Annotated in this window: 20 protein-coding genes; 14 read left to right on the forward strand and 6 right to left on the reverse strand. The window is 76.7% G+C overall.

What is annotated here, in order from left to right; all coding sequences use genetic code 11:
• Positions 1–94 precede the first annotated feature (94 nt).
• Positions 95–1,657 (forward strand): CCA tRNA nucleotidyltransferase, encoded by a 1,563-nt coding sequence (locus WDV86_RS09340; protein ID WP_339567348.1) that lies wholly within the window; start codon positions 95–97, stop codon positions 1,655–1,657.
• A 50-nt stretch (positions 1,658–1,707) separates the two neighbouring features.
• On the opposite strand, the gene WDV86_RS09345 is transcribed toward WDV86_RS09340, so the two are convergent.
• From WDV86_RS09345 to WDV86_RS09355, 3 genes are all read right to left on the reverse strand, one after another.
• A complete protein-coding gene (locus tag WDV86_RS09345) occupies positions 1,708–2,394 on the reverse strand; it encodes a response regulator transcription factor (RefSeq protein WP_339567349.1) in 687 nt (228 codons plus the stop codon).
• Positions 2,395–2,482: 88 nt separating this feature from the next.
• Positions 2,483–3,019 carry a hypothetical protein gene (locus tag WDV86_RS09350; RefSeq protein WP_339567350.1) on the reverse strand — a complete coding sequence of 179 codons (537 nt, stop codon included), beginning with the start codon at positions 3,017–3,019 and terminating at the stop codon, positions 2,483–2,485.
• Between the two features lie 271 nt (positions 3,020–3,290).
• Complete coding sequence (locus WDV86_RS09355) at positions 3,291–3,953, reverse strand: class I SAM-dependent methyltransferase (RefSeq protein WP_339567351.1); 663 nt, start codon at positions 3,951–3,953, stop codon at positions 3,291–3,293.
• Positions 3,954–4,203: 250 nt separating this feature from the next.
• On the opposite strand from WDV86_RS09355, the gene WDV86_RS09360 reads away from it, so the two are divergent.
• Complete coding sequence (locus WDV86_RS09360) at positions 4,204–4,776, forward strand: RNA polymerase sigma factor (RefSeq protein WP_339567352.1); 573 nt, start codon at positions 4,204–4,206, stop codon at positions 4,774–4,776.
• The gene (locus WDV86_RS09365) at positions 4,773–5,618 is read left to right on the forward strand and encodes a hypothetical protein (protein ID WP_339567353.1); all 846 of its coding nucleotides are present in this window, start codon (positions 4,773–4,775) and stop codon (positions 5,616–5,618) included. The genes WDV86_RS09360 and WDV86_RS09365 overlap by 4 nt, the downstream gene beginning before the upstream one ends.
• Positions 5,619–5,640: 22 nt before the next feature.
• Here WDV86_RS09365 and WDV86_RS09370 read toward each other — a convergent pair whose 3' ends face one another.
• Positions 5,641–7,017: a hypothetical protein gene (locus WDV86_RS09370; RefSeq protein WP_339567354.1), complete on the reverse strand. Its 1,377-nt coding sequence runs from the start codon at positions 7,015–7,017 to the stop codon at positions 5,641–5,643.
• A 343-nt stretch (positions 7,018–7,360) separates the two neighbouring features.
• On the opposite strand from WDV86_RS09370, the gene WDV86_RS09375 reads away from it, so the two are divergent.
• The 6 genes from WDV86_RS09375 to rplI all read left to right on the forward strand — a co-directional run bounded on the left by WDV86_RS09375 (position 7,361) and on the right by rplI (position 13,368).
• On the forward strand, positions 7,361–9,625 hold the full coding sequence (locus WDV86_RS09375) for a transglycosylase domain-containing protein (RefSeq protein ID WP_339567355.1): 2,265 nt from the start codon (positions 7,361–7,363) through the stop codon (positions 9,623–9,625).
• Positions 9,626–9,743: 118 nt separating this feature from the next.
• Positions 9,744–11,366 carry a hypothetical protein gene (locus tag WDV86_RS09380; RefSeq protein ID WP_339567356.1) on the forward strand — a complete coding sequence of 541 codons (1,623 nt, stop codon included), beginning with the start codon at positions 9,744–9,746 and terminating at the stop codon, positions 11,364–11,366.
• A 118-nt stretch (positions 11,367–11,484) separates the two neighbouring features.
• On the forward strand, positions 11,485–11,775 hold the full coding sequence (gene rpsF, locus WDV86_RS09385; RefSeq protein ID WP_339567357.1) for a 30S ribosomal protein S6: 291 nt from the start codon (positions 11,485–11,487) through the stop codon (positions 11,773–11,775).
• Positions 11,776–11,941: 166 nt separating this feature from the next.
• Positions 11,942–12,538, forward strand: a complete 597-nt coding sequence (locus WDV86_RS09390) for a single-stranded DNA-binding protein (protein ID WP_339567358.1) — start codon at positions 11,942–11,944, stop codon at positions 12,536–12,538.
• A 129-nt stretch (positions 12,539–12,667) separates the two neighbouring features.
• On the forward strand, positions 12,668–12,904 hold the full coding sequence (gene rpsR / locus WDV86_RS09395) for a 30S ribosomal protein S18 (RefSeq protein WP_171203113.1): 237 nt from the start codon (positions 12,668–12,670) through the stop codon (positions 12,902–12,904).
• Between the two features lie 14 nt (positions 12,905–12,918).
• Positions 12,919–13,368: a 50S ribosomal protein L9 gene (gene rplI / locus WDV86_RS09400; protein WP_339567359.1), complete on the forward strand. Its 450-nt coding sequence runs from the start codon at positions 12,919–12,921 to the stop codon at positions 13,366–13,368.
• Between the two features lie 106 nt (positions 13,369–13,474).
• Here the strand turns inward: rplI and WDV86_RS09405 are convergent, their stop codons facing one another.
• Positions 13,475–14,833 (reverse strand): MATE family efflux transporter, encoded by a 1,359-nt coding sequence (locus WDV86_RS09405; RefSeq protein ID WP_339567360.1) that lies wholly within the window; start codon positions 14,831–14,833, stop codon positions 13,475–13,477.
• A 638-nt stretch (positions 14,834–15,471) separates the two neighbouring features.
• Here WDV86_RS09405 and dnaB point away from each other — a divergent pair.
• The 4 genes from dnaB (at position 15,472) to WDV86_RS09425 (ending at position 23,128) form a co-directional block, all read left to right on the forward strand.
• Positions 15,472–18,048, forward strand: coding sequence for a replicative DNA helicase (gene dnaB, locus WDV86_RS09410; RefSeq protein WP_445262989.1), 2,577 nt, complete (start codon positions 15,472–15,474; stop codon positions 18,046–18,048).
• Between the two features lie 137 nt (positions 18,049–18,185).
• Positions 18,186–20,669: a SpoIIE family protein phosphatase gene (locus WDV86_RS09415; RefSeq protein ID WP_339567362.1), complete on the forward strand. Its 2,484-nt coding sequence runs from the start codon at positions 18,186–18,188 to the stop codon at positions 20,667–20,669.
• A gap of 796 nt (positions 20,670–21,465) precedes the next feature.
• A complete protein-coding gene (locus WDV86_RS09420) occupies positions 21,466–22,065 on the forward strand; it encodes a GNAT family N-acetyltransferase (protein ID WP_339567363.1) in 600 nt (199 codons plus the stop codon).
• 67 nt (positions 22,066–22,132) lie between these two features.
• Positions 22,133–23,128 carry a quinone oxidoreductase family protein gene (locus WDV86_RS09425; protein ID WP_339567364.1) on the forward strand — a complete coding sequence of 332 codons (996 nt, stop codon included), beginning with the start codon at positions 22,133–22,135 and terminating at the stop codon, positions 23,126–23,128.
• A 28-nt stretch (positions 23,129–23,156) separates the two neighbouring features.
• Here WDV86_RS09425 and WDV86_RS09430 read toward each other — a convergent pair whose 3' ends face one another.
• On the reverse strand, positions 23,157–23,396 hold the full coding sequence (locus WDV86_RS09430) for an STAS domain-containing protein (protein ID WP_339567365.1): 240 nt from the start codon (positions 23,394–23,396) through the stop codon (positions 23,157–23,159).
• A 400-nt stretch (positions 23,397–23,796) separates the two neighbouring features.
• Here WDV86_RS09430 and WDV86_RS09435 point away from each other — a divergent pair, with 400 nt between their 5' ends.
• Positions 23,797–26,055, forward strand: coding sequence for a S8 family serine peptidase (locus WDV86_RS09435; protein WP_339567366.1), 2,259 nt, complete (start codon positions 23,797–23,799; stop codon positions 26,053–26,055).
• The last annotated feature ends 82 nt before the right edge of the window (positions 26,056–26,137 follow it).

Genomic DNA, 26,137 nt, shown 5'->3' on the forward strand with positions numbered 1-26,137 from the left:
CACCTGGGACCTGCCGCCCAGGTCCGGCGGACGGCCACGGCGAGGACGGCGGGCGGTCGGGTCCCGGGGCGTCGTCCTCTGGCACCCTCGTGCGGTGGCTCCGGTACCCGCTCCCGTGCCCGCGACGCAGGCCCCTCCGTCGCAGGCCCCTCCGTCGCCGGCTCCTGTCGACGGGTCGGGCGTCGCGGCGGCGGTCGCGGCGGTGCGCGACGAGGCCGTGGCCGCGCTGCTGGCCTTCGCCCCCGCCGCGGTGGACCTGGGCCGCGCCTTCGCAGCGGCCGGGCACGAGCTGTCGCTCGTCGGCGGCCCGGTGCGCGACGCCGTGCTGGGGCGGCTGACCGGGCCGGCCGACGTCGACCTGGACCTCGCGACGAGCGCGCGCCCTGAGCAGACGCAGGCCCTGCTCGGGGCCTGGGGCGACGCGACCTGGGACGTCGGCGCCGCCTTCGGGACCATCGGCGCGCGCCGGGGCGACGTCGTCGTCGAGGTGACGACGTACCGCAGCGACCTCTACGACCGTGAGTCCCGCAAGCCCGTCGTCCAGTTCGGGGACTCCCTGGCCGAGGACCTCGTGCGGCGGGACTTCACCGTCAACGCCATGGCCGTGCGGCTGCCGGACGGGGAGTTCGTCGACCCGTGCGGCGGCCTGCGCGACCTCGCCCACCGGGCGCTGCACACGCCGCGGGCGCCCGAGGACTCCTTCGCCGACGACCCGCTGCGGATGATGCGCGCCGCCCGGTTCGCCGCCACGCTCGGGCTGGGCGTGGCCCCGGCGACCGTCGAGGCGATGACGGCGATGGCCGGGCGCATCGAGAAGGTCTCCGCCGAGCGGGTCCGGGTCGAGCTGGAGAAGCTCCTGCTGGGCGCGCACCCCCGGCAGGGCCTGGAGCTGCTCGTCGGCACGGGCCTGGCCGAGCACGTGCTGCCCGAGCTGCCGGCGCTGCAGCTGGAGGTCGACGAGCACCACCGCCACAAGGACGTCTACGAGCACACCCTCACGGTGCTGGAGCAGGCGATCGCGCTGGAGGACGGGCCGGGCGGCGACGTCCCGGGCCCCGACCTCGTGCTGCGCCTGGCGGCGCTGATGCACGACGTCGGCAAGCCGCCGACGCGCCGCTTCGAGCCGGGCGGCGGCGTGAGCTTCCACCACCACGAGGTCGTCGGCGCCAAGATGACGGCGCGGCGGATGAAGGCGCTGCGCTTCGACACCGCGACGACGAAGCAGGTCGCGCGGCTCGTCGAGCTGCACCTGCGCTTCCACGGCTACGCCGGCGGGGAGTGGACCGACTCGGCCGTGCGCCGCTACGTGACCGACGCCGGGCCGCTGCTCTCGCGCCTGCACCGGCTCACGCGCTCGGACTCCACCACCCGCAACCGGCGCAAGGCCGCGCGCCTGGCCGCGGCCTACGACTCCCTGGAGCAGCGGATCGTCGAGCTGCAGGAGGCCGAGGAGCTCGCCGCCGTCCGCCCCGACCTCGACGGCGGGCAGATCATGGCCGTGCTCGGCACCCGCCCCGGGCCGGTCGTCGGTCGCGCCTACCGGCACCTGCTGGAGCTGCGGATGGACCGGGGCCCCCTCGGCGAGGACGCCGCCCGCACCGAGCTGCTCACCTGGTGGGAGCAGCAGCCGGAGGCCGCGGAGCCGCCGCAGGCCTGAGCGGGGCTCGGGCGGTGAGAGGGCTCACCCCCGGGGGGCGGGGAGCCGGCCTAGACGTCCCCGGCGAGGCGGTAGCCCCGTCCCCGGACGGTGAGCAGGTGCACCGGCCTGGCCGGGTCCTGCTCGAGCTTCCTGCGCAGGCGGTGCACGTGGACGTCGACGACGCGGTCGTCGCCGAACCACTCCCGTCCCCACACGCGCCGCAGCAGCTCCGTGCGGCCGACCGCCTGCCCGGGCCGCCCGGCCAGCTCCTCCAGGAGCGCCTGCTCGGTGCGGGTGAGGGGCACCGGCTCGCCGCGGACGACGACGTCGCCCTGGCCCCGCCGCAGCACGAGGTCACCGAGCTCGACGTCGTGCAGCGGCTCGGTCTGCGGCGTCGACCGCCGCAGGACGGCCTGCACGCGGGCGGTGAGCACCTTGGCGACGAAGGGTTTCGTCACGTAGTCGTCCGCGCCCGCCTCCAAGGCCTCGACGACGTCGCGGCTGCCGGCCCGGGCGGTGACCACGACGACCGGGACGGTGCTGCGCCGTCGCAGCTCTCGGCAGACGTCGACCCCGGGCACGTCGGGCAGCATCAGGTCCAGCAGCACGACGTCGACGGGGCCGTCGGTGGCGAGGGCGAGGCCCTGGGCGCCGGTGGCCGCCTCCGCCACCTCGAAGCCGTCCCCGCGCAGGACCAGGGAGATGACCCGCCGCAACGCGTCGTCGTCCTCGACGACGACGGCGGAGCGGGGCACCCGGCCATGCTGGTCGAGGTGCCCCGCCCCCGCCACGCGGTCGAGGCGTGGGCGGTACCCGCCGGGTGCCCGCGGCGGGCCGGGAGGCTCAGGAGTCCCCGGCCACCGAGGTGTCGACCGAGGTGGCCATGAGGTAGTTCTGGCCCTCCCAGTCGGAGTACAGGTCGTCGTCGAGGTCGACGCCCAGGTCCTCCTCCACCGTGACGACGTCGAAGGCCTCCATCACCGTGCCGGTGGCCTGCACCGTCAGCTCGGGCTCCAGCCCGCTCGTGGAGGCGCTGTCGACGACGAGGAACTCCCCGACCGTCGTGTCGCCCGTGCCGGCGATGGTGAACGCCGAGTCGGAGAGGACCTCGTTGACGTCCGCCGACAGGGTGACCTCCTCGCCGACGTAGGAGTCCTGGTCGTCGGAGAAGGCCGAGTCGTAGACGCCGTCGTAGGCGTAGTCCGTCGCGGGCTCGTCGACGTCAGCGCTGTCCTCCTGCACGTCCTCGACGCTGGCGCCCTCCTCGCTGCCGGAGGTGCTGCAGGCGCCGAGGCCGAGGCCGAGGGTGAGGGCGCCGCCGGCGGCGACGAGGGCGCGGGCTGCGGGTCGCAGGGCTCGGGTGCGGGTCCTGGTGGTCATGTCGATCTCCTGTGTCGTCGAGGCGGCAGCTCTGCGCCGCCGGCATCCGCTGGTGAGGGTCGAGCTCCTCGCGGCTGTCCTCACCGTGCGGCCGGCGGGCGGTCGGCCCCGCCCTCGCAGCCCTCACGTGGCCTTCCGTCACGCCACCGTCACGTCAGGGACGTCGTCGACACCGTCGCGTGACCGGTCGTCCTGGTGGCGGTCAGGGACCGCTCACCGAGCTCGTGATGGGCGCCGTGGCGCCCAGGAGCGCCGCAGCACCCGCGGCTGCTCACCACGGCTTCCGGTGCAGCAGGCTTGCCTGCTCACGCCTCTCCCGGCCGGCCGGTGCCCGGACGAGGCGGGCGACGACGTCCAGACCGGCCGCGGAGGTCAGGTCGAGCGCCCGCTCGGGCGTGAGGTCCCAGGCGTCGAGGTGCACCGGCCGGCCGTAGGCGCCGGTGATGGTCCGGTGACCTTCCCCGACGTGGAAGCCGAGCAGCAGCAGGCCGCCGGGCCGCAGCACCCTGGCCAGCTCGGCGACCGCGCGCGGGAGGCTCTCCGGCGGTAGGTGCAGCAGCGCGTACCAGGACAGGGTCCCCGCGCAGGAGGCGTCAGGCAGGTCGAGGCGGCGGACGTCGCCCTCGGCGAACCGGAGGTGCGGGGACGCGGCGCGGGCCTGCGTCAGCATCCCCGGGGACGGGTCGAGGCCGAGCACGTCGAGCCCCTGCTCGGCCAGGTGGGCCGTGACCCGGCCCGTGCCGCAGCCGACGTCCACGACCTGCCCGGCCGGGGCGTCCTCGCGGCGGAGCAGCTCGACGAAGGTCGAGAGCATCGCCAGGTCGAGCGCCTGCTCACCGGCCAGGTCCGGCACCAGGCGCGCGTAGTCCGCGGCGACGGCGTCGTACCCGGCCACGGTCCGGGCGTGGTGGAGGTCTGCCTCACCGCCGCTCATGCCGCGTCACCTCCTGCCCAGGAGGCCGGGACCGCTGACGACGACGACGCGGTGCGGCTCGTCCTCCTTTGCGCTGCCACCGATGGGCCGAGCCGCTACCTGTCGCCCTGTCGTCATGCCCGCGACCCTGGCACCGACCACCGACGACGGCCGCGACCTGCCGACCGGGCCTCTCCACCGACCGGGCCTCTCCACCGACCGGGCCTCCTCCGCCGCGACACACTCGGCTCGTGCCCGGCGAGGTAGGGGCATGAGCACGCCCCGCAGCACGCCGGAGCGCGAGCAGGCGTTCCGCGCGGTGCACGCCGCGACGTCCGCCGACCTCGAGCGTTTCGTGCGGCGACGGGCCGGGCCCGACGCCGTGGACGACGTCGTCGCCGACACCTACCTCGTCGTGTGGCGGCGCCTGGAGGAGGTGCCGCGGGCGCCGGATGACGCGCGGGCGTGGACCTTCGGCGTCGCCCGGCACGTGCTGCTCACGCGGCAGCGGGCGGACGGGCGCCGCGAGGCGCTCGGCGTGCGGCTCGCCGCCACGGGCGTGCCGGCGCCCGGCGAGACCTCCGACGCCGAGGCGGACGCCGCCGCGCGCCGCGTCGACGTCGGCCGCGCCTGGCATCTGCTGTCCGACGTCCACCAGGAGGCGCTGTCCCTCAGCGTCTTCGAGGGTCTCGACGCGCCGCGGGCCGCCGCCGTCCTCGGCGTCTCGCCCGTGGCCTACCGGCTGCGGCTCAGCCGCGCCCGGCGCGCCCTGCGCCTGCACCTCGACCACCCGCCGCAGCCGCGCCCCGTGCGCGCCGGCCACCCGGACCGGAGCCCGACATGATCTCTGCCTCCTCCCGCAGCACGTCCGACGACGACGTCCTCCGCAGCCTCGACGCCGGCCCGCCGACGCCCGACCGGTCGCCGTCGACGGCCACGGCCCGCGCCGACGCCGAGCTGGCCCGCGTCCTCCTGCGGTCCCGGCTCGAGGGCGACGCCGTCGGCCGGCCCGCGGCGCCGGTGGCCCCGTCGCCGCGACCGGCGGGCCGGCGCCGCACGACGCGGGCGCTGCTCGCCACGGGTGGCCTCGTCGCGGCGACCACCGCCGGCCTGCTCGTCCTGCCGCCGCTCCTCGGTGGGGGTGACGCCGCCTATGCCAGCTGGACGGCCACCCCCGACGGCCTGAGCGCCGAGGAGCGGCGCGACGCCGGGGAAGAATGCCGCGACACCTACGACGACGCACGGGCGGAGTACCCCCAGCTCGACGACGCGGTCGCGGCCGTCGCCGAGCGGCGGGGGGCCTGGGTCACCGTCGTCCTCGCCGGTCGGGACGGCTTCTCCGCGGTGTGCACGACGGACGCCTCCGCCCCCTTCGCCGAGGGGGTGGTGGGTTCCTACGGCCTGGACGAGACGCCGGCTCCGCGCGAGCTCCGGCCGAGCGGCCTCGGGATGGGCATGACGGGGAGCGGGGCCTTCTCGATGGCCGTGGGGTCCGCCGGCGGCGAGGTCGTCGGCCTCACCTACGACAGCGCCATGCACGGCACGGTCGAGGCCACCGTCTCGGGCGGCTACTTCGCGCTGTGGGTGCCCGGGGAGGAGATGGAGGGCTGGCCGTCCCGAGGCGGGGTGCCGGTCCAGGTCACCTACGCCGACGGCACCACCGAGCGTGTCCTCCTCACCCTCTGACCGGGCGGGGCCGCGCCCGTTCTCACGCGACGTCGGGCGCCCGGGCCATCAGCGCCGCGGCTCCGAGCAGCACGAGGGCCAGCGGCAGCAGCAGCGCGGCGACGGCGGCGTCCGACGGCCCGGCGGGCAGCACGGACGCCGCCACGAGCGCCCCGAGGACGAAGGAGCCGTTGAAGACGGCGTCGTGGACGGCGACGACCCGCCCGCGGTGGGTGTCGGCGACCGAGCGCAGCACGACGGCGTCGACGCAGATCTTCAGGCCCTGGCCTCCCGTCCCGAGCAGCGCGCCCCCGAGGATGAGGGCAGCGACGGCGACGGCGTCCACCGGCAGCACCGCGGCCAGCGACGTCACGGCCACCGCGCCCAGTCCCAGGCAGCCGGCGCCCCACCGCCGGGCCCCGAGGCGGGCGGCGCCGGACGGCGTCGTCACGACGGCGAGGGCGATGCCGACCGTCACCCCCACGAGCACGACGCCGGTCAGGGCCAGCGCGCCGTCGGGGTCCTCCAGGGGGACGAGGCGGGTCCGGGTCAGGACGACGACGAGCACGAGCAGGACGCCGTAGGCGACGCGCGAGGCGCCCAGCGCCGCCACCGCCCGCGCGGCGGCGGGCCGGTCGGCGAGGTGACGCAGCCCGTCGCGCAGCTCGCGGACGGCGTCACCGGCCCGGCCCAGCGCCCGCACGCCCCCCGCCGGCGACGACCGGCCGCCGCCCGCGGCGCCACCGCCCAGCACGTCCGGCGCCAGCCGCAGCGCCGACAGGGCGGAGCCCGCGACGAAGGTCCCCGCCAGGGCGAGGACGACCGCGTCGGCGGTCGCGCCCGCGCCCACCCCGAGCCGCAGGAGCGTCCCCACCCCCGCGCCCAGGGCCAGCGCGAGCGTCCCGACCGTCGGGACGACCGTGGAGGCCAGCACCAGCTCGCGCCCCGTCACCACCGCCGGCAGCCCCGCCCCGAGCGCCGCGAGCACGAGCCGGTTGAGCGACAGCACCAGCAGCACCAGCGGGACGAGCAGCGCCTCGCCGGGCGCGCCGGGCGACGCCGCCCCGCTCGCCACGAGCGCTGCCGTCCCCAGCACCGCTCCCGCGCGCGCCAGCCCCGCTCCCACGAGCACCGACCGGCGTCGCCACCGGTCCAGCAGCGTCCCCACCAGCGGGCCGACGAGCGTGTACGGCAGCAGGACGAGGGCCAGCAGCCCGACGACGGCCAGCGGCGTCGGCGCGCGCTCCGGGGAGAAGAGGAGCAGGCCGGCGAGCCCGAGCTGGAAGGCGCCGTCACCAGCCTGGGAGAGGAGGCGGACCACGAGCAGACGCCGCAGGTCGGCGCGCGCCAGCAGCCGGGGCAGCCCCCGCAGCCCGGTCGACGTCGGGGCGGCGCCCGCCGTCCTCGGGTCATGGCTCACGCCGTCATCCTGCTCGCCCGGCCCGGAAGGAGAGCCTGGGAGGACAGCACGGAGCAGCGTCCCGGAACACCGCACCGGCCTCGACCGTTGGACCCGCCGGCAGGAGGTCCCAGGTCAGACCCAGGGACGACGGGGATGCTCGGGAGCGTCGCCGGCCGTTGCCGGACGCACGGGAGCCGGCGTCCTACGCCCCAGGCGCGAGGTGCTGGAGCCGTCTCCAGGCGGGCCGAGGTCGTGCCGATGGACCGGACGGGTGACGGCTCGCGCACCGGACGCCGGCCCGCGCCGCACCACCGACGAGGACGCCGCCCCCGCGGGGCGGAGAAGGACGAGGACGCAGGCAGTGGCAGCACCATCGCGACCGAACCGCCCCGGCGACGCCCACCCGGGCGGCACCCGACGCCGCCCGCAGCGCCGCCGCAGCCGGGGTCGTGCCGTCCTGGTGACGACCGGCGTCCTGCTGGTCGGCGGCGTGGTCGCCGGGGGAGCCGCCTTCGCGGTCGGCTACGCCACCACCGACGTCCCCGAGCCCACCGAGCTCGGCCAGATGGCGACGACGACCGTCTACTACTCCGACGGCACGACGCCGCTGGGCACCTTCGCCGAGGTCAACCGCACCCCGGTCGACACGGCCGAGATCTCCCCGGTGGTGCGCGAGGCGATCGTCGCGGCCGAGGACCGGAGCTTCTACGAGAACCGGGGCGTCTCACCGACGGGCATCGCCCGCGCCTTCGTCAGCAACGTGCAGGGCAACGCGACCCAGGGTGGCTCGACGATCACCCAGCAGTACGTGAAGAACTACTACACCGGTGACGACAGCCAGTCGCTCCAGCGCAAGGTCCGCGAGGCCTTCATCGCGCTGAAGGTCGACCAGGAGCTCGACAAGGAGCAGATCCTCACCGACTACCTCAACACCATCTACTTCGGCCGCGGTGCCTACGGCATCCAGGAGGCGGCGGAGGCCTACTTCGACCGCGACGCCGCCGACCTCGACCCGGCGCAGGCGGCGCTGCTCGCCGGCATCGTCCCGGCGCCGTCGGCCTACGACCCCGCCGTCGACCCGGCCGCGGCGGAGGGCCGGTGGGACTACGTCGTCGACGGCATGGTCGAGACGGGTGCGCTGACCCAGGCCGACGCCGACGCCCTCGTCTTCCCCGAGACGGTGCCGCCTGCCGTGGAGGAGACCTTCGCCGGACCCGACGGGTACCTGCTGCAGGCCGTCCGCGACGAGCTCACGAGCCGCGGGGGGTTCACCGAGGCCGAGCTCGACGGCGGCGGCCTCGCCATCACGACGACCTTCGACGCGGCGATGCAGCAGGCGGCCGTCGACGCCATGTCCGACCCGGCGGCCTACCCTTCCGAGGGCCGGCCCGAGGACGTCGAGGCGGCCCTCGTCTCGATCGACCCGGCCGACGGCGCCGTGCGGGCCATGTACGGCGGCGAGGACTACCTCGAGCGCCAGCTCAACATGGCCACCCAGGAGAACGTCCAGGCCGGCTCGACCTTCAAGCCCTTCGCCCTCGTCGCCGCGCTCGAGGACGGCGTCTCGCTGCGGACGACATACAACGGCAACAGCCCCCGGTACTTCCCGGAGTACACGAGCGACGGCGTGACCCCCGTGGCGGTGCCGAACTTCGGCAACCGCAGCGAGGGCCGCCAGACCCTCGTGCAGGCGCTGACGACGTCGACGAACACCGTCTTCGTCCCCCTCAACATCGACGTCGGTCCCGAGGCGACCGAGGAGGTCGCCGTCCGGGCCGGGCTGCCGGCGGACACCGCGGGTCTGAGCGACCAGCCCAGCAACGTGCTCGGCGTCGCCTCGCCCAAGGTCGTCGACATGGCGCGGGCGTACTCGACCTTCGCCGCGCAGGGGATGCGGACGACGCCGCACGTCGTCACCGAGGTCACCCACGAGGGGGAGCTGGCCTACCGCGGCCAGACCCAGGCCGAGCGGGTCTTCGACGAGGACGTCATGGCCGACGCCACCTACGCCCTGGAGCAGGTGGTCGACGTCGGCAGCGTCCGGCGGACCGTGGACCTGGACCGCCCGACCGCCGGCAAGACCGGCACGACCGACGGGTCCCGGTCGGCCTGGTTCGCCGGGTACACCCCGCAGCTGGCCACGGTGGTCTCCGTCTTCACCACCGAGGGCGGCGAGGACGCCGGCATGGACCCGTGGAGCAGCGACGTCTCCACCGTCACCGGCAGCACCTACCCGGCACGGATCTGGCAGCAGTACATGTCGGTCGCGACGGCCGGCATGCCCGTCGTGGACTTCCCCGAGCGGGCCGACGTCGGCTCGGCCCGGCGTGCGTCGAGCAGCTCCGCCGAACCTCGGACCGAGTCTCGGACCGAGCGCCGCTCCGAGCCGGCGCCCGCCGCCCCGCAGCCCCAGCCGACCGCGGAGCCGGACCCGGACCCGGAGCCGAGCGAGCCGCCGGCCACGAGCGAGCCGGAGCCGACCGCCCCGGCGCCGGAGACCCAGCCCGTGCCGGACCCCGAGCCCGAGCCGACCGAGGACGACCCCGGCGGCGAGGTCGGGACGCTCGACCCGGCCCCGCGCGAGCCCGAGCCGCCCGTCGAGCCGGGCACCGGGCAGGACGGCTGAGACCTGCCCGGCCGGCTTCCGCGTCCGCACCGGGTGCGGGCCGACCCGGTCCCAGGCCCGGGCCGGTCCGGGCGCTGATGGCCCCTCCTGCGGACCTGCCGGCTGGCAGACTCGGGACGTGAGCACCTCTGCCGGGCCTGCGGGGCGCCGCGCCGACGAGGTCGACGCGGTCCTGCGCGAGGAGGACGCCCCCACCGACGCCGCGGTCGTGCTGCCCACCCGGGAGGACCGCCTGGCCCGCGCGGCCTCCCCCGTCGTCGGCGGCCCGGCGGGCCGCCGGGTCTGGACCCACCGCAGGCCCGCCCGCACCGCGCTGGCCGTCGGGTCGGCGCTCGGGCTGCTCGTGCTCGCGGGTGCCGTGCTCCTGCGCCAGCACTGCCGCGAGACGCTGTGGGCCACCCCCGGCCAGTACGTCCACGCCTGCTACAGCGACGTGCCGGCCCTCTTCGTCGGGCGCGAGCTGGCCGGCGTCCTGCCGTACCTGCAACGGGCCAGCGGCACCGACTTCCTCGACAGCCCCTTCGGGCTCGGCTGGCTCCTGTGGGGGCTCGGCCGGGTCCTCGGCGTCCCGGGCGGGGCGGACGGCGGGCGTGCCGTCTTCGACGCCACGGTCGTGCTCGGGGCGGCAGCCCTCGTCGTGCTCGTCGCCGCGGTCGCGGTGCTCGCCGGCCGCCGCCCCTTCGACGCCGTCCTCGTGGGCGCCTCGCCGGTCGTGCTGGTCTGCGCGCTCGTCGGCGTCCCCCTCGTGCCGGCGGCGCTCGCGCTCTCCGGGCTCTGGGCCTCGGCGCGCGCCCGCCCCATCACCGCCGGCCTGCTGCTGGGGCTCGCGGCGCTGCTGGCCCCGCTCGCCGGCCTGTCCGTCGGCGGCGCGCTGCTGCTCGTGCGGTGGCGACGACGTCGGGACGACGCCGCGGCGCGGGCCGCCCGGCCGGCGCCCTCGCTCGCCGCGGGCCCGGGGGACGACCTCGACGACGAGCAGGAGCCGGAGGCCCCCTCCCTGGACCCTGAGCTGCGGACGGCGCTGGCCGCGGCCGTCGTCTGGTTCCTCGGCGGGGCCCCGGTGCTGCTGCAGAGCACGGCGGTGTGGCTCGACGCCGTCTCGGCCCGCCTGCTCGCCGGGCCGGGGTACGGCTCGGCGTGGCTCCTGCTGGACCTGACGGGCGTCCCGCTCGGCGCCGGGGCGACGACGGCGGCGTCGCTCACGCTGCTGGCGCTCGCCGTCGCGGGCGTCACGGCCCTCGTGCTGCGTGCGCCGCGACCGCCCCGGGTGCCCGTGGTGGCGCTGCTGCTGCTGCTCTCCGCGCTGCTCACGGCACCCGGCCTGCCCCCGCAGGTGGCTGTGCTCGTCCTGCCGCTCGCCGTGCTGTCGCTGCCGCGGTGGCGGCTCCTGCTGCTCTGGGGCGCTGCCGAGGCGGCGGCCGCGACGGGCACCTGGCTGTACATCTACGGCCTCACGGTCACCGACCGGGGCCTGCCGCCGTGGGCGTACGCCCTGCTGCTGGTGGCCCGCCTGACGGCGCTCGTGGTCCTCGCCACCCGGGCCGTGGACGTCACCCTCGACCCGGCGAAGGACTCGGTGCGCCTGCCGCACTCGGCGCCCAGGCTCGCGCAGGACGACCCGGCGCTGCCGCTCGCCCGCCGCCCCGCGGGGGACGGCGACGGGCCCGAGGGCGAGGGCGGCGGACGGGTCGAGGGCCGCCTGCCGGCGGCCGCCCCACCACCCCGCGTCCACTACCCTTGACGCTGATCGGCTCCTCGACCGCGTGCCCTCCGGCCCGTGGGCGTGGAGCCGTGACGCTGACACCCTCCTGCCACGGAGAGACCGTGGCCGCCTGAGACCAGAGGAGGTGGGTACTCGCATGCGTCACTACGAGATGATGATCATCCTCGATGCCGAGCTCGAGGAGCGCACCGTCGCCCCGTCGCTCGACAAGTTCCTCGACGTCGTCCGCCGCGGCGGCGGCTCCGTCGACAAGGTCGACATCTGGGGCAAGCGCCGGCTCGCGTACGAGATCGACAAGAAATCTGAGGGCATCTACGCGGTCGTCGACATGAAGGCAGAGCCGGCCGTCGCCAAGGAGCTCGACCGCCAGCTCACGCTCAACGAGTCGGTCCTGCGGACCAAGCTCGTCCGGCCCGAGCTGCGCTGACGGGGCACGCACCCGACCTCCCCGGCTGATCTGCCTGGGGAGAGCGGCGCGCACAGGCGACGTCGCGGGGCTCGGACGAGACCTCCCCTGTGGACGACGGCGCGCCGCCGACCCGCAGCCCTAGGTTCTCCCCCCGCGAGCAGCACCCACCCCACGAGGAGGAGCCATGGCGGGCGAGACCGTCATCACCCTGGTCGGCAACCTCACCGCCGACCCCGAGCTGCGCTTCACCCCCTCGGGTGCGGCCGTGGCCAACTTCACCGTGGCCTCGACGCCCCGGCAGTTCGACCGCCAGAGCAACGAGTGGCGCGACGGCGAGACGCTCTTCATGCGGTGCTCCATCTGGCGCGAGGCGGCGGAGAACGTCAGCGAGTCCTTGCACAAGGGCAACCGCGTCATCGTCACCGGTCGGCTCGTCTCCCGGTCCTACCAGACCAAGGAGGGCGAGAACCGCACCGTCAACGAGCTGCAGGTCGACGAGGTCGGTCCGTCGCTGCGGTACGCCACCGCCAAGGCCAACCGCACCCAGCGAGGTGGCGGCGGCGGCTTCGGCGGCGGCCAGCAGCAGGGCGGCGGCCAGCAGGGCGGAGGCCAGGGCGGCTGGGGCGGCCAGCAGCAGGGGGGCGGCTCCTCCGGCGGATACGGCCAGGACGACCCGTGGGCCACCGGTGGTGGCCAGGGCGGCCAGCAGGGCGGCGGCCAGCAGGGCGGTCAGCAGGGCGGCGGCTGGGGTGGCGGCCAGAGCGACGAACCGCCCTTCTAGGCGAACCACGGCACGACACGCACCACGGCACGACAGCACCACCGACCAGCACGACGGGCGCCCGCCGGGCGCGACGTCCCCACCCATCCCGGGCCCACGGCAGGACCCGGGCTCCGAAGGAGCTCCACGATGGCCAAGCCGGCTCTGCGCAAGCCGAAGAAGAAGTCGAACCCGCTCAAGGCGGCGAAGATCTCCTACGTCGACTACAAGGACACCGCGCTGCTGCGGAAGTTCATCTCCGACCGGGGCAAGATCCGCGCCCGTCGGGTGACGGGCGTCTCCGTCCAGCAGCAGCGTCAGGTCGCCAAGGCGATCAAGAACGCCCGTGAGATGGCGCTGCTGCCCTACAGCAGCTCCGCCCGCTGAGGAGAGGACCGACGATGAAGCTCATCCTGACCCAGGAGGTCTCCGGGCTCGGTGCGCCGGGCGAGGTCGTGGAGGTCAAGGACGGCTACGGCCGCAACTACCTCCTGCCGCGCTCGCTGGCGACGCCCTGGACCAAGGGGGGCCAGAAGCAGGTCGACGACATCCGCCGGGCCCGCCGGTCCCGGGAGATCGCCTCCGTCGAGGAGGCGCAGACGGTCCGGGCGACGCTCCAGGAGAACCCCGTCACCCTCTCGGCCAACGCCGGGCAGGGCGGGCGCCTCTTCGGCGCCATCACCCCCACGGACGTCGCCGACGCCGTCAAGGCGGCGACGGGCAAGGACGTCGACCGCCGCAAGGTGGAGATCGGCCAGCCCATCAAGGCCCTCGGCCGCTACACCGTGAGCGTCCGGCTGCACCCCGAGGTCCAGGCCAGCGTCGACGTCGAGGTCGTGCCCTCGGCCTGACGCCCGCACCTGCGCACCGCACGACGGCCCCCTCGCCACCCGGCGAGGGGGCCGTCGTCGTCGCGACCCACCCCAGGACCGGGGGCGCCGGGTGGCGGTGGGGTGCTCACCGGACGGCGCCGACGACCACCCATGCGTCGCGGCGGGCCCGCAGGCCGAGCGTGAGGGCGCGGACGGCCATGAAACCGCCGGCGAAGGCCACCCACAGCCACACGAGACCGGCCGTGCCGGTCGGAGCCCACACGACCACGGCGACCACGAGCGGTGCGTAGACGGCCAGGCCGGCGAGGCCCGCGGCGGCGAGGTAGCGCCCGTCGCCCGCGCCGATGAGCACGCCGTCGAGCACGAAGACGTACGAGGCGAGCGGCTGCGCCAGCGCGACGACCACGAGCGCCGCGGCGATCGCCGTCCGCACGCCTTCGTCCGCGCTGAAGAGCGGCGCCACGTGCGTGCGCGCGACGAGGACGAGCCCGCCGCTGAGGAGCCCCAGGACGACGCCCCAGCCGACGAGCCGGCGCAGGACGTCGCGGGTGCCGGCGACGTCGCCGGCCCCGAGCGTCTTGCCCGTGAGCGCCTGCCCGGCGATGGCGAGCGCGTCGAGCCCCAGCGCCAGCGCCGACCAGATCGTCACGACCACCTGGTGGGCCGCGAGCGCCGTGTCCCCGGACCGGGCGGCCGCACCGGTGGTGAGCAGGATGGCGGCGCGCAGCGTCAGCGTCCGCACCAGCAGGGGGACGCCGTCGCGCCCCGAGCGCAGGACGCCGGCGCCCCCGGGCCGCAGGCCGACGCCGTGCCGTCGGGCGCCGCGGGCGACGACGACGGCGAGCGCGCTCGCCATGGCGAGCTGGGCTGTCGACGTGGCCAGCCCGCTGCCGGTGATGCCCAGCGCCGGGAACGGCCCGGGCCCGAGCGTGAGGACGACCGTGAGCGGGATGTTCGCCAGCGCGCCCGTCACGGCGACCACCAGCGGGGTCCGGGTGTCCTGCAGCCCGCGCAGCACGCCGGTGGCGGCCAGGACGACGAGCATGGCCGGGAGGCCGGGCAGCGAGGCACGCAGGTAGGACGTCGCGGCGTCGGCGACCTCGGGGCTCGCCCCCAGCCCCAGCGCCAGCGGACGCGCGGCGGGCCACGCCGCGGCGGCGACGACCACGCCGAGGCCGAGTGCGAGCCACATGCCGTCCACGCCCTGCCGCAGCGCCGCGGGCAGGTCACCAGCGCCGAGGCGGCGGGCGACGGCGGCCGTCGTCGCGTAGGCCAGGAAGACGAAGACGCCGACAGCGGTCGTCAGCAGCGTCCCCGCGATCCCCAGGCCGGCGAGCGGGACGACGCCGAGGGAGCCGACGACGGCGGAGTCCACCAGCAGGAAGACGGGCTCGGCGACGAGCGCCGCGAAGGCCGGGACCGCCAGCCGCGCGACCTCCCGGTCCAGGGGCCGCAGCCGCAGGGCGGGGGGCAGGCGCGGCACGCCCGGGAGCGTCGCACAGCCTCCCGTCGGGCGGGGCAGCCCCGGCAGGGCCCCCACGACGCCGTGGAGGGGCGGGCCTGCCCGGGCCGGCGCTCCCGGGCGCGGGTGGAGGGTGGGGCGCGCCCAGGGGGACCGCCCGCGGTGCAGGTGGGGCGACGGCCCGCCGGCGGGGTCCGCGCGACGGGCGTGCCGCGCCCCGTCGTCCGCGGGTCCCAAGCGGGTCGTCACCCGGTCACGACCGGACCGTGACCGCGTCGTGACCCGGTCGTCCGGCACCTGGGTGGCGCGGTACCGACCCGCTTGCCGTGACGCGCTGACACCTGCTGTCCGACCCGCGGACACCTGCCCGTCGGATGTCCGTCCACACCCGGTGCACGGCGTCGCGGCTGGTCAACGGCCCGCACCGCGGACGCCGCCCTCGCGTCGTCCCCAGGCCTGTCCACCGGGTGTGGACGGCGCGCCGAGGTTGTCCACACCCGTGCACAACGCTGTGCACAGGGGGTGTGCGTGCGCGGTTCGACCGGTGTCGGTGCTCGCCCCTAACGTCCTCGGGCGCGGGTGGCTCACCCGCCGGCGAGGCCTCCCGGGGCGTCGGGCCGGTGGGTCACGTCGGGTCGAGCAGAGAGGTCGGTGGGCGCGTGAGCCTCGTGGAGGTCGAGCGGTTCGAGCCGTCGGGTCCCCCGTCGGAGGACCTGGGGCGCACCCCGCCGCAGGACGTCGCGGCCGAGCAGAGCGTGCTCGGCGGCATGATGCTCAGCAAGGACGCCATCGCCGACGTCGTCGAGGTGCTGCGCGGCACCGACTTCTACCGGCCCAACCACGAGAGCGTCTACGACGCCGTCACCGACCTCTACGGCCGCGGCGAGCCGGCCGACGCCGTCACCGTCGCCGCCGAGCTGCAGCGGCGCGGGGACCTCGCCCGGGTCGGCGGCGCGGCCTACCTGCACACGCTCATCGCCTCGGTGCCGACGGCGGCCAACGCGGGCTACTACGCCGAGATCGTCCGTGAGCGGGCGGTGCTGCGGCGCCTGGTCGAGGCGGGCACGCGCATCGTCCAGCTCGGGTACGCCTCTGGCGGGGGCGACGTCGACGCCATCGTCGACTCGGCGCAGGCGGAGGTGTACAAGGTCACCGAGCGACGCAGCAGCGAGGACTACCTGCCCGTCGCCGACATCATCGAGGGCACGATCGACGAGATCGAGGCCTCCAGCCACCGCGGCGAGGGCATGGTCGGCGTCCCCACGGGCTTCGCCGACCTCGACCAGCTCACCAACGGCCTGCACGCCGGGCAGATGGTCGTCATCGCCGCGCGCCCAGCGATCGGGAAGGCGCTCGCACTCGGGACGCCTCTGCCGACGCCGACTGGTTGGACGACGATGGGGGAGGTCGCCGTCGGTGACCAGCTCCTCGCCGCCGACGGCACGCCGACCCGGGTCGTCGCCGCGACCGAGGTGATGGACGACCGTGCTTGTTACGAGGTGCGCTTCGACGACGGCACGACCGTCGTCGCGGACGCTCAGCACCAGTGGCTCACCGAGACCAGGTCCTCCCGTCGCTCGGGTGGGGCCGCCGCCGTGCGCACGACCGAGGAGATCGCCGCGACGGTCCGGTGCCGCTCGTCGGACCGACGCGTCAACCACTCCGTCGCCGTCACCTCACCGCTCGCTCTGCCGGACGCGGAGCTGCGGCTGCCGCCCTACGCCTTGGGCGTCTGGCTGGGCGACGGCCACTCCGCCGGTCCGCGCTACACCTCCGCGGACCCGGAGATCGCCATGCACCTCGAGGCGGAGGGGCTCGAGGTCGAGCGGCAGAGCGGGCTGACGTGGGCGCTGCGGCTGCCGGCCGTGGAGCCGGACGTGCGCCCGTGCGTCGTCTGCGGGATGTCCTTCGTGCCACGGACGTCTCAGGTGCGCAGCTGCGGACGGTCGTGCGGCGGGCGGGCGAAGACCGTCTCGGCGCCCGTGCCGGCGCCGGTGTGCCCCGACTGCGGCCGCCCGGCGTCTGGGTTCGTCCGCTGCCAGGCCTGCCGCGCCGACCACGGCACCGTCACGGCACTCCTCCGCGGCCTCGGCGTGCTCGGCGCCAAGCGCATCCCGGCGGCCTACCTCCGCGCCTCGGAGAAGCAGCGACGGGCGCTGCTGGCCGGGCTCCTCGACTCAGACGGCACGGTCAACCCCACCGGAGGGGTGCAGATCGCCCTGACCGACGGCGCTCTCCTCGACGACGTGCGCGAGCTGGTGCTGAGCCTCGGCTACCGCTGCGGGACCTCCACCCGGGCCGTCCGTGGTCGGACCGCCGCCTCCTCGACCTGCTGGGTGCTCACCTTCACCACGGACGACGACGTGTTCCGCCTCGAGCGCAAGCGCCTCGAGCACAAGGAGCGCAACCTGGGGCGAGCCCATCAGCGGACCGGCCGGCGGTACGTCACGGACGTCCGCCCGGTCGAGCCCGTCCCGGTCCGGTGCGTGGAGATCGACCACCCCGAGCACCTCTACCTGGCCACCCGGTCGATGGTGCCGACGCACAACTCCACGGTCGGGTTGGACATCGCCCGGTCGGCGTCCATCAAGAACGGCCTGCCGGCGGTCGTCTTCTCCCTGGAGATGAGCCGCAACGAGATCACCATGCGACTGCTGTCGGCGGAGGCGTCGGTCTCCCTGCAGCACATGCGCAAGGGGACGATGCGCGAGGAGGACTGGAGCCGGCTCGCGCGCACCATGGGCCGGGTCAGCGAGGCGCCGCTGTTCATCGACGACAGCCCCAACATGTCGCTGATGGAGATCCGCTCCAAGTGCCGCCGGCTCAAGCAGCGGCACGGGCTCAAGCTCGTGATCATCGACTACCTGCAGCTCATGAGCTCCGGCAAGCGGGTCGAGAGCCGCCAGCAGGAGGTCTCGGAGTTCTCCCGCGCGCTCAAGCTCCTCGCCAAGGAGCTGGAGGTCCCGGTCATCGCCATCTCCCAGCTCAACCGCGGGCCCGAGCAGCGCACGGACAAGCGACCGGCCATGAGCGACCTGCGCGAGAGCGGCTCGATCGAGCAGGACGCCGACATGGTGATCCTGCTGCACCGCGAGGACGCCTACGAGCGTGAGTCCCCGCGGGCGGGGGAGGCCGACCTCATCGTGGCCAAGCACCGCAACGGGCCGACCGACACGATCACCGTCGCCTTCCAGGGCCACTACTCGCGCTTCGTCGACATGGCGCAGGGCGGGTGAGACCCGCAGCCGGGTGACGACCCGGCGCCGCGGTCGCCCGGTTGCGCACGGCGCAGCACCCGCTCACGCCCTGTGGGGCAGGATGACCGGCAGGGAGCAGGACCGGTGCGTGCCGGTGGCGCGCAGAGGGGGTCGCGGTGACGGACGGCGCGCTGACCTCCCCGGCGTCAGCCCGCGACGACGACCCTCCCGCCCCCGGCTCCTCAGCGCGGCAGCGCCTGACCACCCTGGCCCACCGGGTGCTGGCTACCGACGGCGCCCGTCTGGTCGAGAGCCCGGTGGCGCTCGCCGCGGACCCGCTGCTCCGCGAGGCCGCCACCGGCCGGCTCGTCGTCGAGGACGCCGCGGCCGACCCGCGCACGGCGGACGCGGCCGAGGTCGGGAGCGGCGCCGTCCGCGCCCTGCTCGCCGTCCCCCTGCTCGCCGCAGGCCGGGTGGAGGGCGCCCTGGCCGTCCACACCGCGGCACCCCGCCGCTGGACCACCGTGGACGTCGAGGTCCTCGAGGAGGTCGCGGCCGCCCTCGTCACCGAGGGCCAGCGCAGCGACCTCGCCGACGAGCTGGAGAGCAGCCGCCTGCGCTCCGACCTCGCCATCGAGGCCGCCGGCGTCGGCGGCTTCGACCTCGACCTCGCCACCGGCGACCTCGTCTGGGACGACCGCCTCATCAAGATCTTCGGCTACGACGTCGAGAGCTTCGGGCGCCGGCTGGAGGACTTCGTCAGCCGGCTCCACCCCGAGGACAGGGCCCGCGTCGAGGCCGCGATGGCCGAGGCGGCGCGCACGGACGGGGAGTACGACGAGCTGTACCGGATCGTGCTGCCCGGCGGCGAGGTCCGCTGGATCCAGGCCCGGGGCCGGGTCCTGCGCGAGGGCGGCTCGGCGCACCTGCTGGGCGCGGCCTACGACACCACCGACACCGCCGGTGCCGAGGCGGGTGTCCGGCGGGTGCTGGAGGCGATGCCGGCGGCGTTCTGCGCGCTCGACCACGACTTCCGCTTCACGTACGTCAACGCGGAGGCCGAGCGCCTGCTCCGGCGCCCCCGCGAGGAGCTCCTCGGCGGCACGCTGTGGGAGCTCTACCCCGCCACGGTCGGCACGGCGTTCGAGCGCGCGTACCGGGACGCCGGGGCCGCCGCGCAGCCGACGTCCTTCGAGACCTACTACCCCGCGCCGCTCGACGGCTGGTTCGAGGTCCGCGTCTGGCCGGTCCCGGACGGGCTGTCGGTGTACTTCCTCGACGTCAGCGAGCGGCGCGCGGCCGACGAGCGGCGCGAGCGGGAGGCGGCCCGCCGGGAGGTCCTCTCGCGGGTGAGCACCGAGCTCGCCGCGACAGGAGACCCCGAGGCGGCCGTCGCCCGGCTCGCGCAGCTCGTGGTCCCCGTGCTCGCCGACTGGTGCGTCGTCACCCTCGTCCGCGAGGACGGCACCCTGCAGGACGTCGGCTCCTGGCACGCGGACGCGTCGCTGCGCCCGCTCGTCGCGCGCTACGCGGAGCACCGGCTGGAGGAGGTCGAGACCAGCGCGTACCTCTTCTCCGCCCTGGAGGGCGGGGCGCCCGTCCTCCTGCCCGAGCCGGCGCACGAGGCGGCCGCGCGCCGGTTGCGCCCAGGGGTCGCGCGCGAGGTCGTCCGCCACCTGGAGCCCAGGTGGGGAGCGGTCTTCCCCCTGGTCGCCCGGGGGCGCACGCTCGGGCTGCTCACCCTGTTCCGGGACGCCGGGCGTGGCTCCGCGGGCCCCGACGACCTCGCGGCGGTGCGCCAGCTCGCCGAGCGCGCCGCGGCAGGCCTGGACAACGCCCGCCTCTACCGCATCCAGGTCGGCCTGGCCGAGGAGCTGCAGCGGAGCCTGCTGTCGGCGCCACCTGCTCCTGACCACACCGAGATCGTCGTGCGGTACGTCCCGGCGGCCGAGTCCGCCCGCGTCGGCGGGGACTGGTACGACGCCTTCCTGCAGGCCAGCGGCGACACGGTCGTCGTCATCGGCGACGTGGTCGGCCACGACACGGCCGCCGCCGCGGCCATGGGGCAGATGCGCGGCCTGCTGCGCGGCATCGCCTTCCACAGCGGCGCCGGGCCCGCGGAGGTGCTCGCCGGGCTCGACGCGGCGATGGAGGGCCTGCTCCTGTCGACGACGGCGACGGCCGTGGTCGCCCGGGTCGAGCAGACTCCGGCGATGCGGGCCGAGGGGCTCACCCGCGTGCGGTGGTCGAACGCCGGCCACCCGCCCCCGGTGGTGGTGAGCCCGGACGGCGAGGTGCACCAGCTCCTCGCCGCCCGGACCGACCTCCTGCTCGGGATCGTGCCGGACGTCGTCCGGACCGAGAGCGAGGTCGTCGTCGACCGGGGCACCACGCTGCTGCTCTACACCGACGGCCTCGTCGAGCGCCGGGGGGAGGACCTCCAGGCGGGCATCACCCGGCTCACGCGCGTGGTCGCCGACGCCGCGCACCTCCCGCTGCCGGACCTGCTCGACACGGTGCTGGAGCGGCTCCTGCCCGACCGGGGCCACGACGACGTGGCCCTCCTCGGCGTCCGCCTGCACCCGCAGGACGGCCCGCGCCCCACCGAGGCCGGCCCCGAGGTGGTCCCGCCGACCGTCCCGCCCGACCCGACGACCTGACGCGTGGAGATCCGCGGACCGCCCAAAGCAGTGCTCCGCCCGGGTGCTCGCGTCGGAGTCGCCCCACCCGGCGCCCGCGCGCAGCCATGATGCGCGGGTGACGGTCGAGCCCTCTGCGTGGGAGGTCCAGAGCCCTCCCGCCGAGCTGCGGCTGGCGCGGTGGGTGCTGCGGGTCCTGGTCACGGCGCTCGAGGCGGAGGACGCGGTCTTCTTCCCGCGACGGGCCTGGAGGGACGCCGGGGAGCGCGTCGAGTCACCGCCTCGGCTGACCATCGCCGGCACGGCCCCGTGGATGCCCCCGGCGTGGGCCGGCCGCCAGGACGTGACGGTCACCGACGTCGGCGCGACGATCGCCCCGGGTCTGCCGAGCTCGGCCCGGCCCGTGCCGCTGCGGGACCTCCGGCTCCGGTCCGCCCGCTGCCGCAGCCGGTCCCGGCGCCCGCGGCACGCGACCGCGCCGTGGACGCTGCAGGTGGCCGACGGCGAGCACGGCCTCGAGGTGCGCGGGGGGTGGGCCGACCTCGCGCGGCTCGGGGCGCTCGCGGGCTGGCCCCAGCCGGAGGACCCGCGCCGCCGCCGGGCGCCCGTGGCGCCGAGCCCGCGGCCTGCGCCTCCCGCACCTGCGAGCGGCGAGCCCAGCTCCCGTCCAGAGCCCAGCTCCCGTCCAGAGCCCAGTCCCCACCCAGAGCCCAGTCCCCGCCCAGAGCCCAGCCCCGCTCGCCGTGGGCGCCGCCGCCGCGGGTGGAGCCCGAGTCGCGTCGCGTGAGACGGCGCAGGCGCCAGTAGCGTCCGCGCCGTGCAGCAGCCGGTGACCGTCCGGGCGGCGACCCGCGAGGACGTCGACGCCGTCGTCGCGCTCGTCGAGTCCGCCTACCGCGGCGAGGCCAGCCGGGCGGGGTGGACCACCGAGGCCGACCTGCTCGACGGCCAGCGCACCGACGCGGTCGCCGTCGCGGCGCTCGTCGAGGCCCCTGGTTCCGTCGTGCTGCTGCTGGAGCGCGACGGGCGGCTGCTCGCCTGCTGCCACGTCGAGGCTCGCCCCGCCGCCGGTCGCGCCGAGGAGGAGCGCGCGCCGGCCGCCGACGACCGCGACCTGCCCGGGGCGAGCCGCCGCCTGGCCTACCTCGGCATGCTCGCGGTCGACCCGACCCGGCAGGGCGCCGGCGCCGGCCGCGCCGTCCTGGCCGCCGGCGTGGCCCACGCCCGCGACGTCCTGGGCGCCACCGACCTGGAGATGACGGTCGTCGCCCAGCGCGCCGAGCTCGTCGCCTGGTACGAGCGCCGCGGCTGGGCCCGCACAGGGCAGACCCGGCCCTTCCCCTACGGTGACGAGCGGTTCGGGCGCCCGCGCCGGCCCGACCTGGAGTTCGTCGTGCTGACCCGCTCGACCGGCTGAGCGGGCCGCCGGGCCGGCACGCGCACCTCGTCGGGCGCCTCGGACGTGCCTGCGCGAGGCTCGCCGCATGAGAGCCGCAGTCGTGCCGCGCAACGGTGGTCCCGAGGTCCTCGAGGTGCGAGAGGTGGCCGACCTCGAGCCGGGGCCGGGCCAGCTGCTCGTCGAGGTCGACGCCGCCGGGGTCAACTTCATCGACACCTACCAGCGCAGCGGCGTCTACCCCGTCCCCACGCCCTTCGGCATCGGGCTGGAAGGCGCCGGCCGGGTCGTCGGCGTCGGCGAGGGGGTCCAGGACGTGCCGACGGGCAGCCTCGTCGCGTGGAAGCAGGCGCTGGGCAGCTGCGCCGAGCGGGTGCTCGTGGACGCCGCGGAGGCGGTGCCGGTGCCCGGGGGCGTGGACGCGCAGACCGCGGCGGCGCTCATGCTGCAGGGCCTGACGGCGCACTACCTGTGCACCTCCACCTACCCGGTGCAGGAGGGCGACGTCGTCCTCGTGCACGCCGGCGCCGGCGGGGTGGGCCTGCTGCTCACGCAGATGGTGCGGCTGCGCGGCGGGCGGGTGCTCGCGACGACGTCGACGCCCGAGAAGGCCGAGCTCGCCCGCGCGGCCGGCGCCGAGGAGGTGCTCGGCTACGAGGGCTTCGCCGCGCGGGCGCGGGAGCTGACGGCGGGCGAGGGCGTCGCGGCCGTCTTCGACGGCGTCGGGCGCGCCACCTTCACCGAGGGCCTCGACGCGCTGCGCCCGCGCGGGGTCATGGCGCTGTTCGGCGGCGCGAGCGGGCAGGTCGAGCCGCTGGACCCGCAGGTGCTCAACGCCAAGGGCTCCCTGTTCCTCACGCGGCCGTCGCTGTACGCCTACTCGCGCACGCGCGAGGAGCTGCTGCGGCGGGCCGGCGACGTCCTGACCTGGGCGGAAGGCGGGCAGCTCGACGTCCGCGTCGGCGGCCGGTACGGGCTCGACGACGTCGCCCGTGCCCATGAGGACCTCGAGGCCCGGCGCACGACCGGCAAGCTGCTCGTGCTGCCCGCCGGCGCCGCCGAGGCCGAGCTCGGCCGCAGCTGAGCGGGCGGAGTGCGCGCCCGCACGAGGCTCACGCCGCCGACCGGGTGCTGCGCACGAGCGCCCGCAGCCGCTCGACCGCCGCGCCGCTCGGCTCGACCCTGACCGCGCCGCGTCCCTCGCTCGTGCACCGCTCCAGCGCCGCCAGGCCGGCGCAGTCGACGAAGCCGACCGCCGAGGTGTCGACGACGACGTCGGCGCCGCACCGCGCCAGGTCCAGCACCCGGGCGGCCAGGCGCGGCGCGGTGGACAGGTCGAGGTCCTCGCTCACCCGGACGTGGACGCGCGGGCGCCCGCTCCTCGTGGGGCCGGGCTGGGAGGCGAGGTCATGGTGGGCGCGGGGACCGGGAGGCCCGGTGGGCGCGGTGCTCGGGCGGGCAGGGAGTGTCGACGGTCGGGTCGCGGCCAGGGCCGACATGGCGCCTCCTTCATGCTCGGGCCGCCGTGGCGGCGGCCTCGGCAGAGACGGCACCACCGCACCCCGTGGCGGTGGCGTGCGCCGACTGGGTCGCGCCTGTGAGAGGCGGGCCGTCCCGTGCCGCCGGGGCCCTCGGCCCACGGCCGGGCCCCGCCACCCGTCCGCCGCGCCAGGCGGGTGAGCCCCTGGGACGAGCGGGTGGTGGCTGGCCTCGCCCGTCGTCCGCTGCGCCGGGGCTGCCGACAGCAGGCCCGTGACCCGGAGCCCACGCGCCCTGCCCCTGACGGCGGCCGTCGCCGTCCTCGCCCTGCCGCTCGCCGCCCTGCCCACCTCGGCCCTGCCCGCCTCGGCCCTGCCCGCCTCGGCCGGCGCCGTCCCCGACGTCGCCGACGTGCTGCCCGCGGAGGTCGTCGAGGACCTCTCGGCCGGCCAGGCGCGCCAGGTCGAGGCCGCGCTCGTCGCCCCCGGCGCCGGCGCCGTCGTCTCGGTCGCGGTCGAGGCGCCAGGCGGCCGGCTCGTCGTCGACGCGCTCGACGTGCGCACCGACCGCGCGGCGGGTGTCGCCCGTCTCCTCGACGGGGTCGACGCCGTGGAGGTCGCCGACGTCGCCGAGGTGGTGCGGGCCGTGGGCACGGCGGGCGCGGCAGCGGACCCCTACCGGTCCCTGCAGTGGCCGCTCGACACCCTGCACGCCGAGGAGCTGCGTCCCCTCGTGACGTCGACGCCCGTCGTCGCCGTCCTGGACACCGGCGTGGACGGCGACCACCCGGACCTGGACGACGTCCTCGTCCCGGGCGTCGACGTCGTCGACGGCACCACGGGCCCGCGCGCGGGCTGGGTCGACCCGCAGGGGCACGGCACGCACGTCGCCGGCATCGTCGCCGCCGAGGTCGGCAACGGGACCGGCGTGGAGGGCCTCCTCGCCGGCGCCCGGGTCATGCCCGTGCGGGTCCTCGGTGCCGACGGGTCCGGCTCGACCGCCCAGGTCGCCCAGGGCGTCGTCGCCGCCGTGGACGCCGGGGCCTCGGTCCTCAACCTCTCCCTCGGCGCGTCCCGCAGCGACGAGGTGCTCCGCCGCGCCGTCGCGTACGCCGGGGAGCGGGGCGTCGTCGTCGTCGCGGCCATGGGCAACGACGGCGCGAAGGGCTCGCCGACCTCCTACCCCGCGGCCTACGACGGCGTCGTCGCCGTGGCGGCGACGGACCGCGCGGACGCTCGGGCCTCCTTCTCCTCCTCCGGCCCGCACGCCGACCTCGCCGCACCGGGCGCGGAGGTCGCCTCGACCTGGACGGGCGCCGGCTACCGGTACGCCTCGGGGACCTCGATGGCCTCGCCGTACGCGGCGGCGGCGGCCGCGGCCGTCCGCGGAGCCGCCCCGGGCCTCACCCCGACCCAGGTCGAGGAGGTGCTCGAGCAGACCGCCCTCGACCTGGGCGCGCCCGGTCACGACGACCTCTACGGCTGGGGCCGGCTCGTGCCCGTCGCCGCGGTGGAGCGGGCGCGCCAGCTCACGGCGCCGCCGACGGGGCCCGCCCCCGAGGACCCCGAGCCCGAGGACCCCGCCCCTGAGGACCCCGCCCCTGAGGACCCCGCCCCTGAGGACCCCGCGCCCGAGCAGCCCGTGCTCCTGGCGCCGGGCACTCCCACCTCGCTCTCGGCCGTGGCCGGCGAGCAGAGCGCCGAGGTCCGGTGGCAGCCGCCGGCACCGGCCGAGACGGCCGCCGAGGTCACCGGGTACGAGGTCCGGCTCGTGGCGCCGGGCCGTGCGGAGACGGTGGTCGCCACCGACGCCGCGGCGCGCTCGACGACGCTCCGCGGGCTGCTCGCGGGGACGACGTACCGGGTCGAGGTGCGTGCCCTCAGCGCCGCCGGCGTCGGTGAGGCCGCGACGACGCAGGTCCGCCCCGTCGCCCCGGCGACGTCGCCGCGCTCGCTGCGGGCGGTGCCCGGGCCCGGGCGGGCCGCCGTCAGCTGGCAGGCCCCGGCGAGCGTCGGCACGGGCGCCACCGGCTACGAGGTGCGGGTCTCGGCCCGCGGGCGGGAGGACGTCGTGGTGCGCACCTCCGCCGCGGCCCGGGCCACCACCGTGGCTGGGCTCGCCGACGGGGTCGACCACGCCGTCGCGGTGCGGGTCCTCACGGCCAGCGGTGCGGGTCCCTGGGCCACCACCTCGGTGCGGCCGCGGACGACGGCGTCGGCGCCGCAGCGGGTGACGGTGAGCAGCGGGTCGACGAGGGACCGCGCGACCGGCGTCGTCGTCGCCTGGTCCGCCCCGGCCAGCGACGGCGGCTCGGCCGTCACGTCCTACCGGGTGCTGCTGCGCGCGCAGGGCACGTCGCGCGACGTCGTCGTCACCGTGCGCCCCACCGTGAGCTCTGGTCGGGGCTCCTCGCAGTCCGTCGCCGTCGGCGGGCTCCGCAGGGGCACCTCCTACTCCGCCGTCGTCCTCGCCGTGACCGACGCCGGCCCCGGAGCCGCGTCGGCCCGCTCGGGCTCGGCCGTCGCGCGCTGAGGAGCCGCCCCGACGGAGAGACCGGGCCGGGCGGGTCCGGCGTCCGGGTGGGGCGGAAGGTCGGGGGAACCGCCGAGGGCCC

Source organism: Pseudokineococcus sp. 1T1Z-3, assembly GCF_037482365.1.
GTDB lineage: Bacteria > Actinomycetota > Actinomycetes > Actinomycetales > Quadrisphaeraceae > Pseudokineococcus.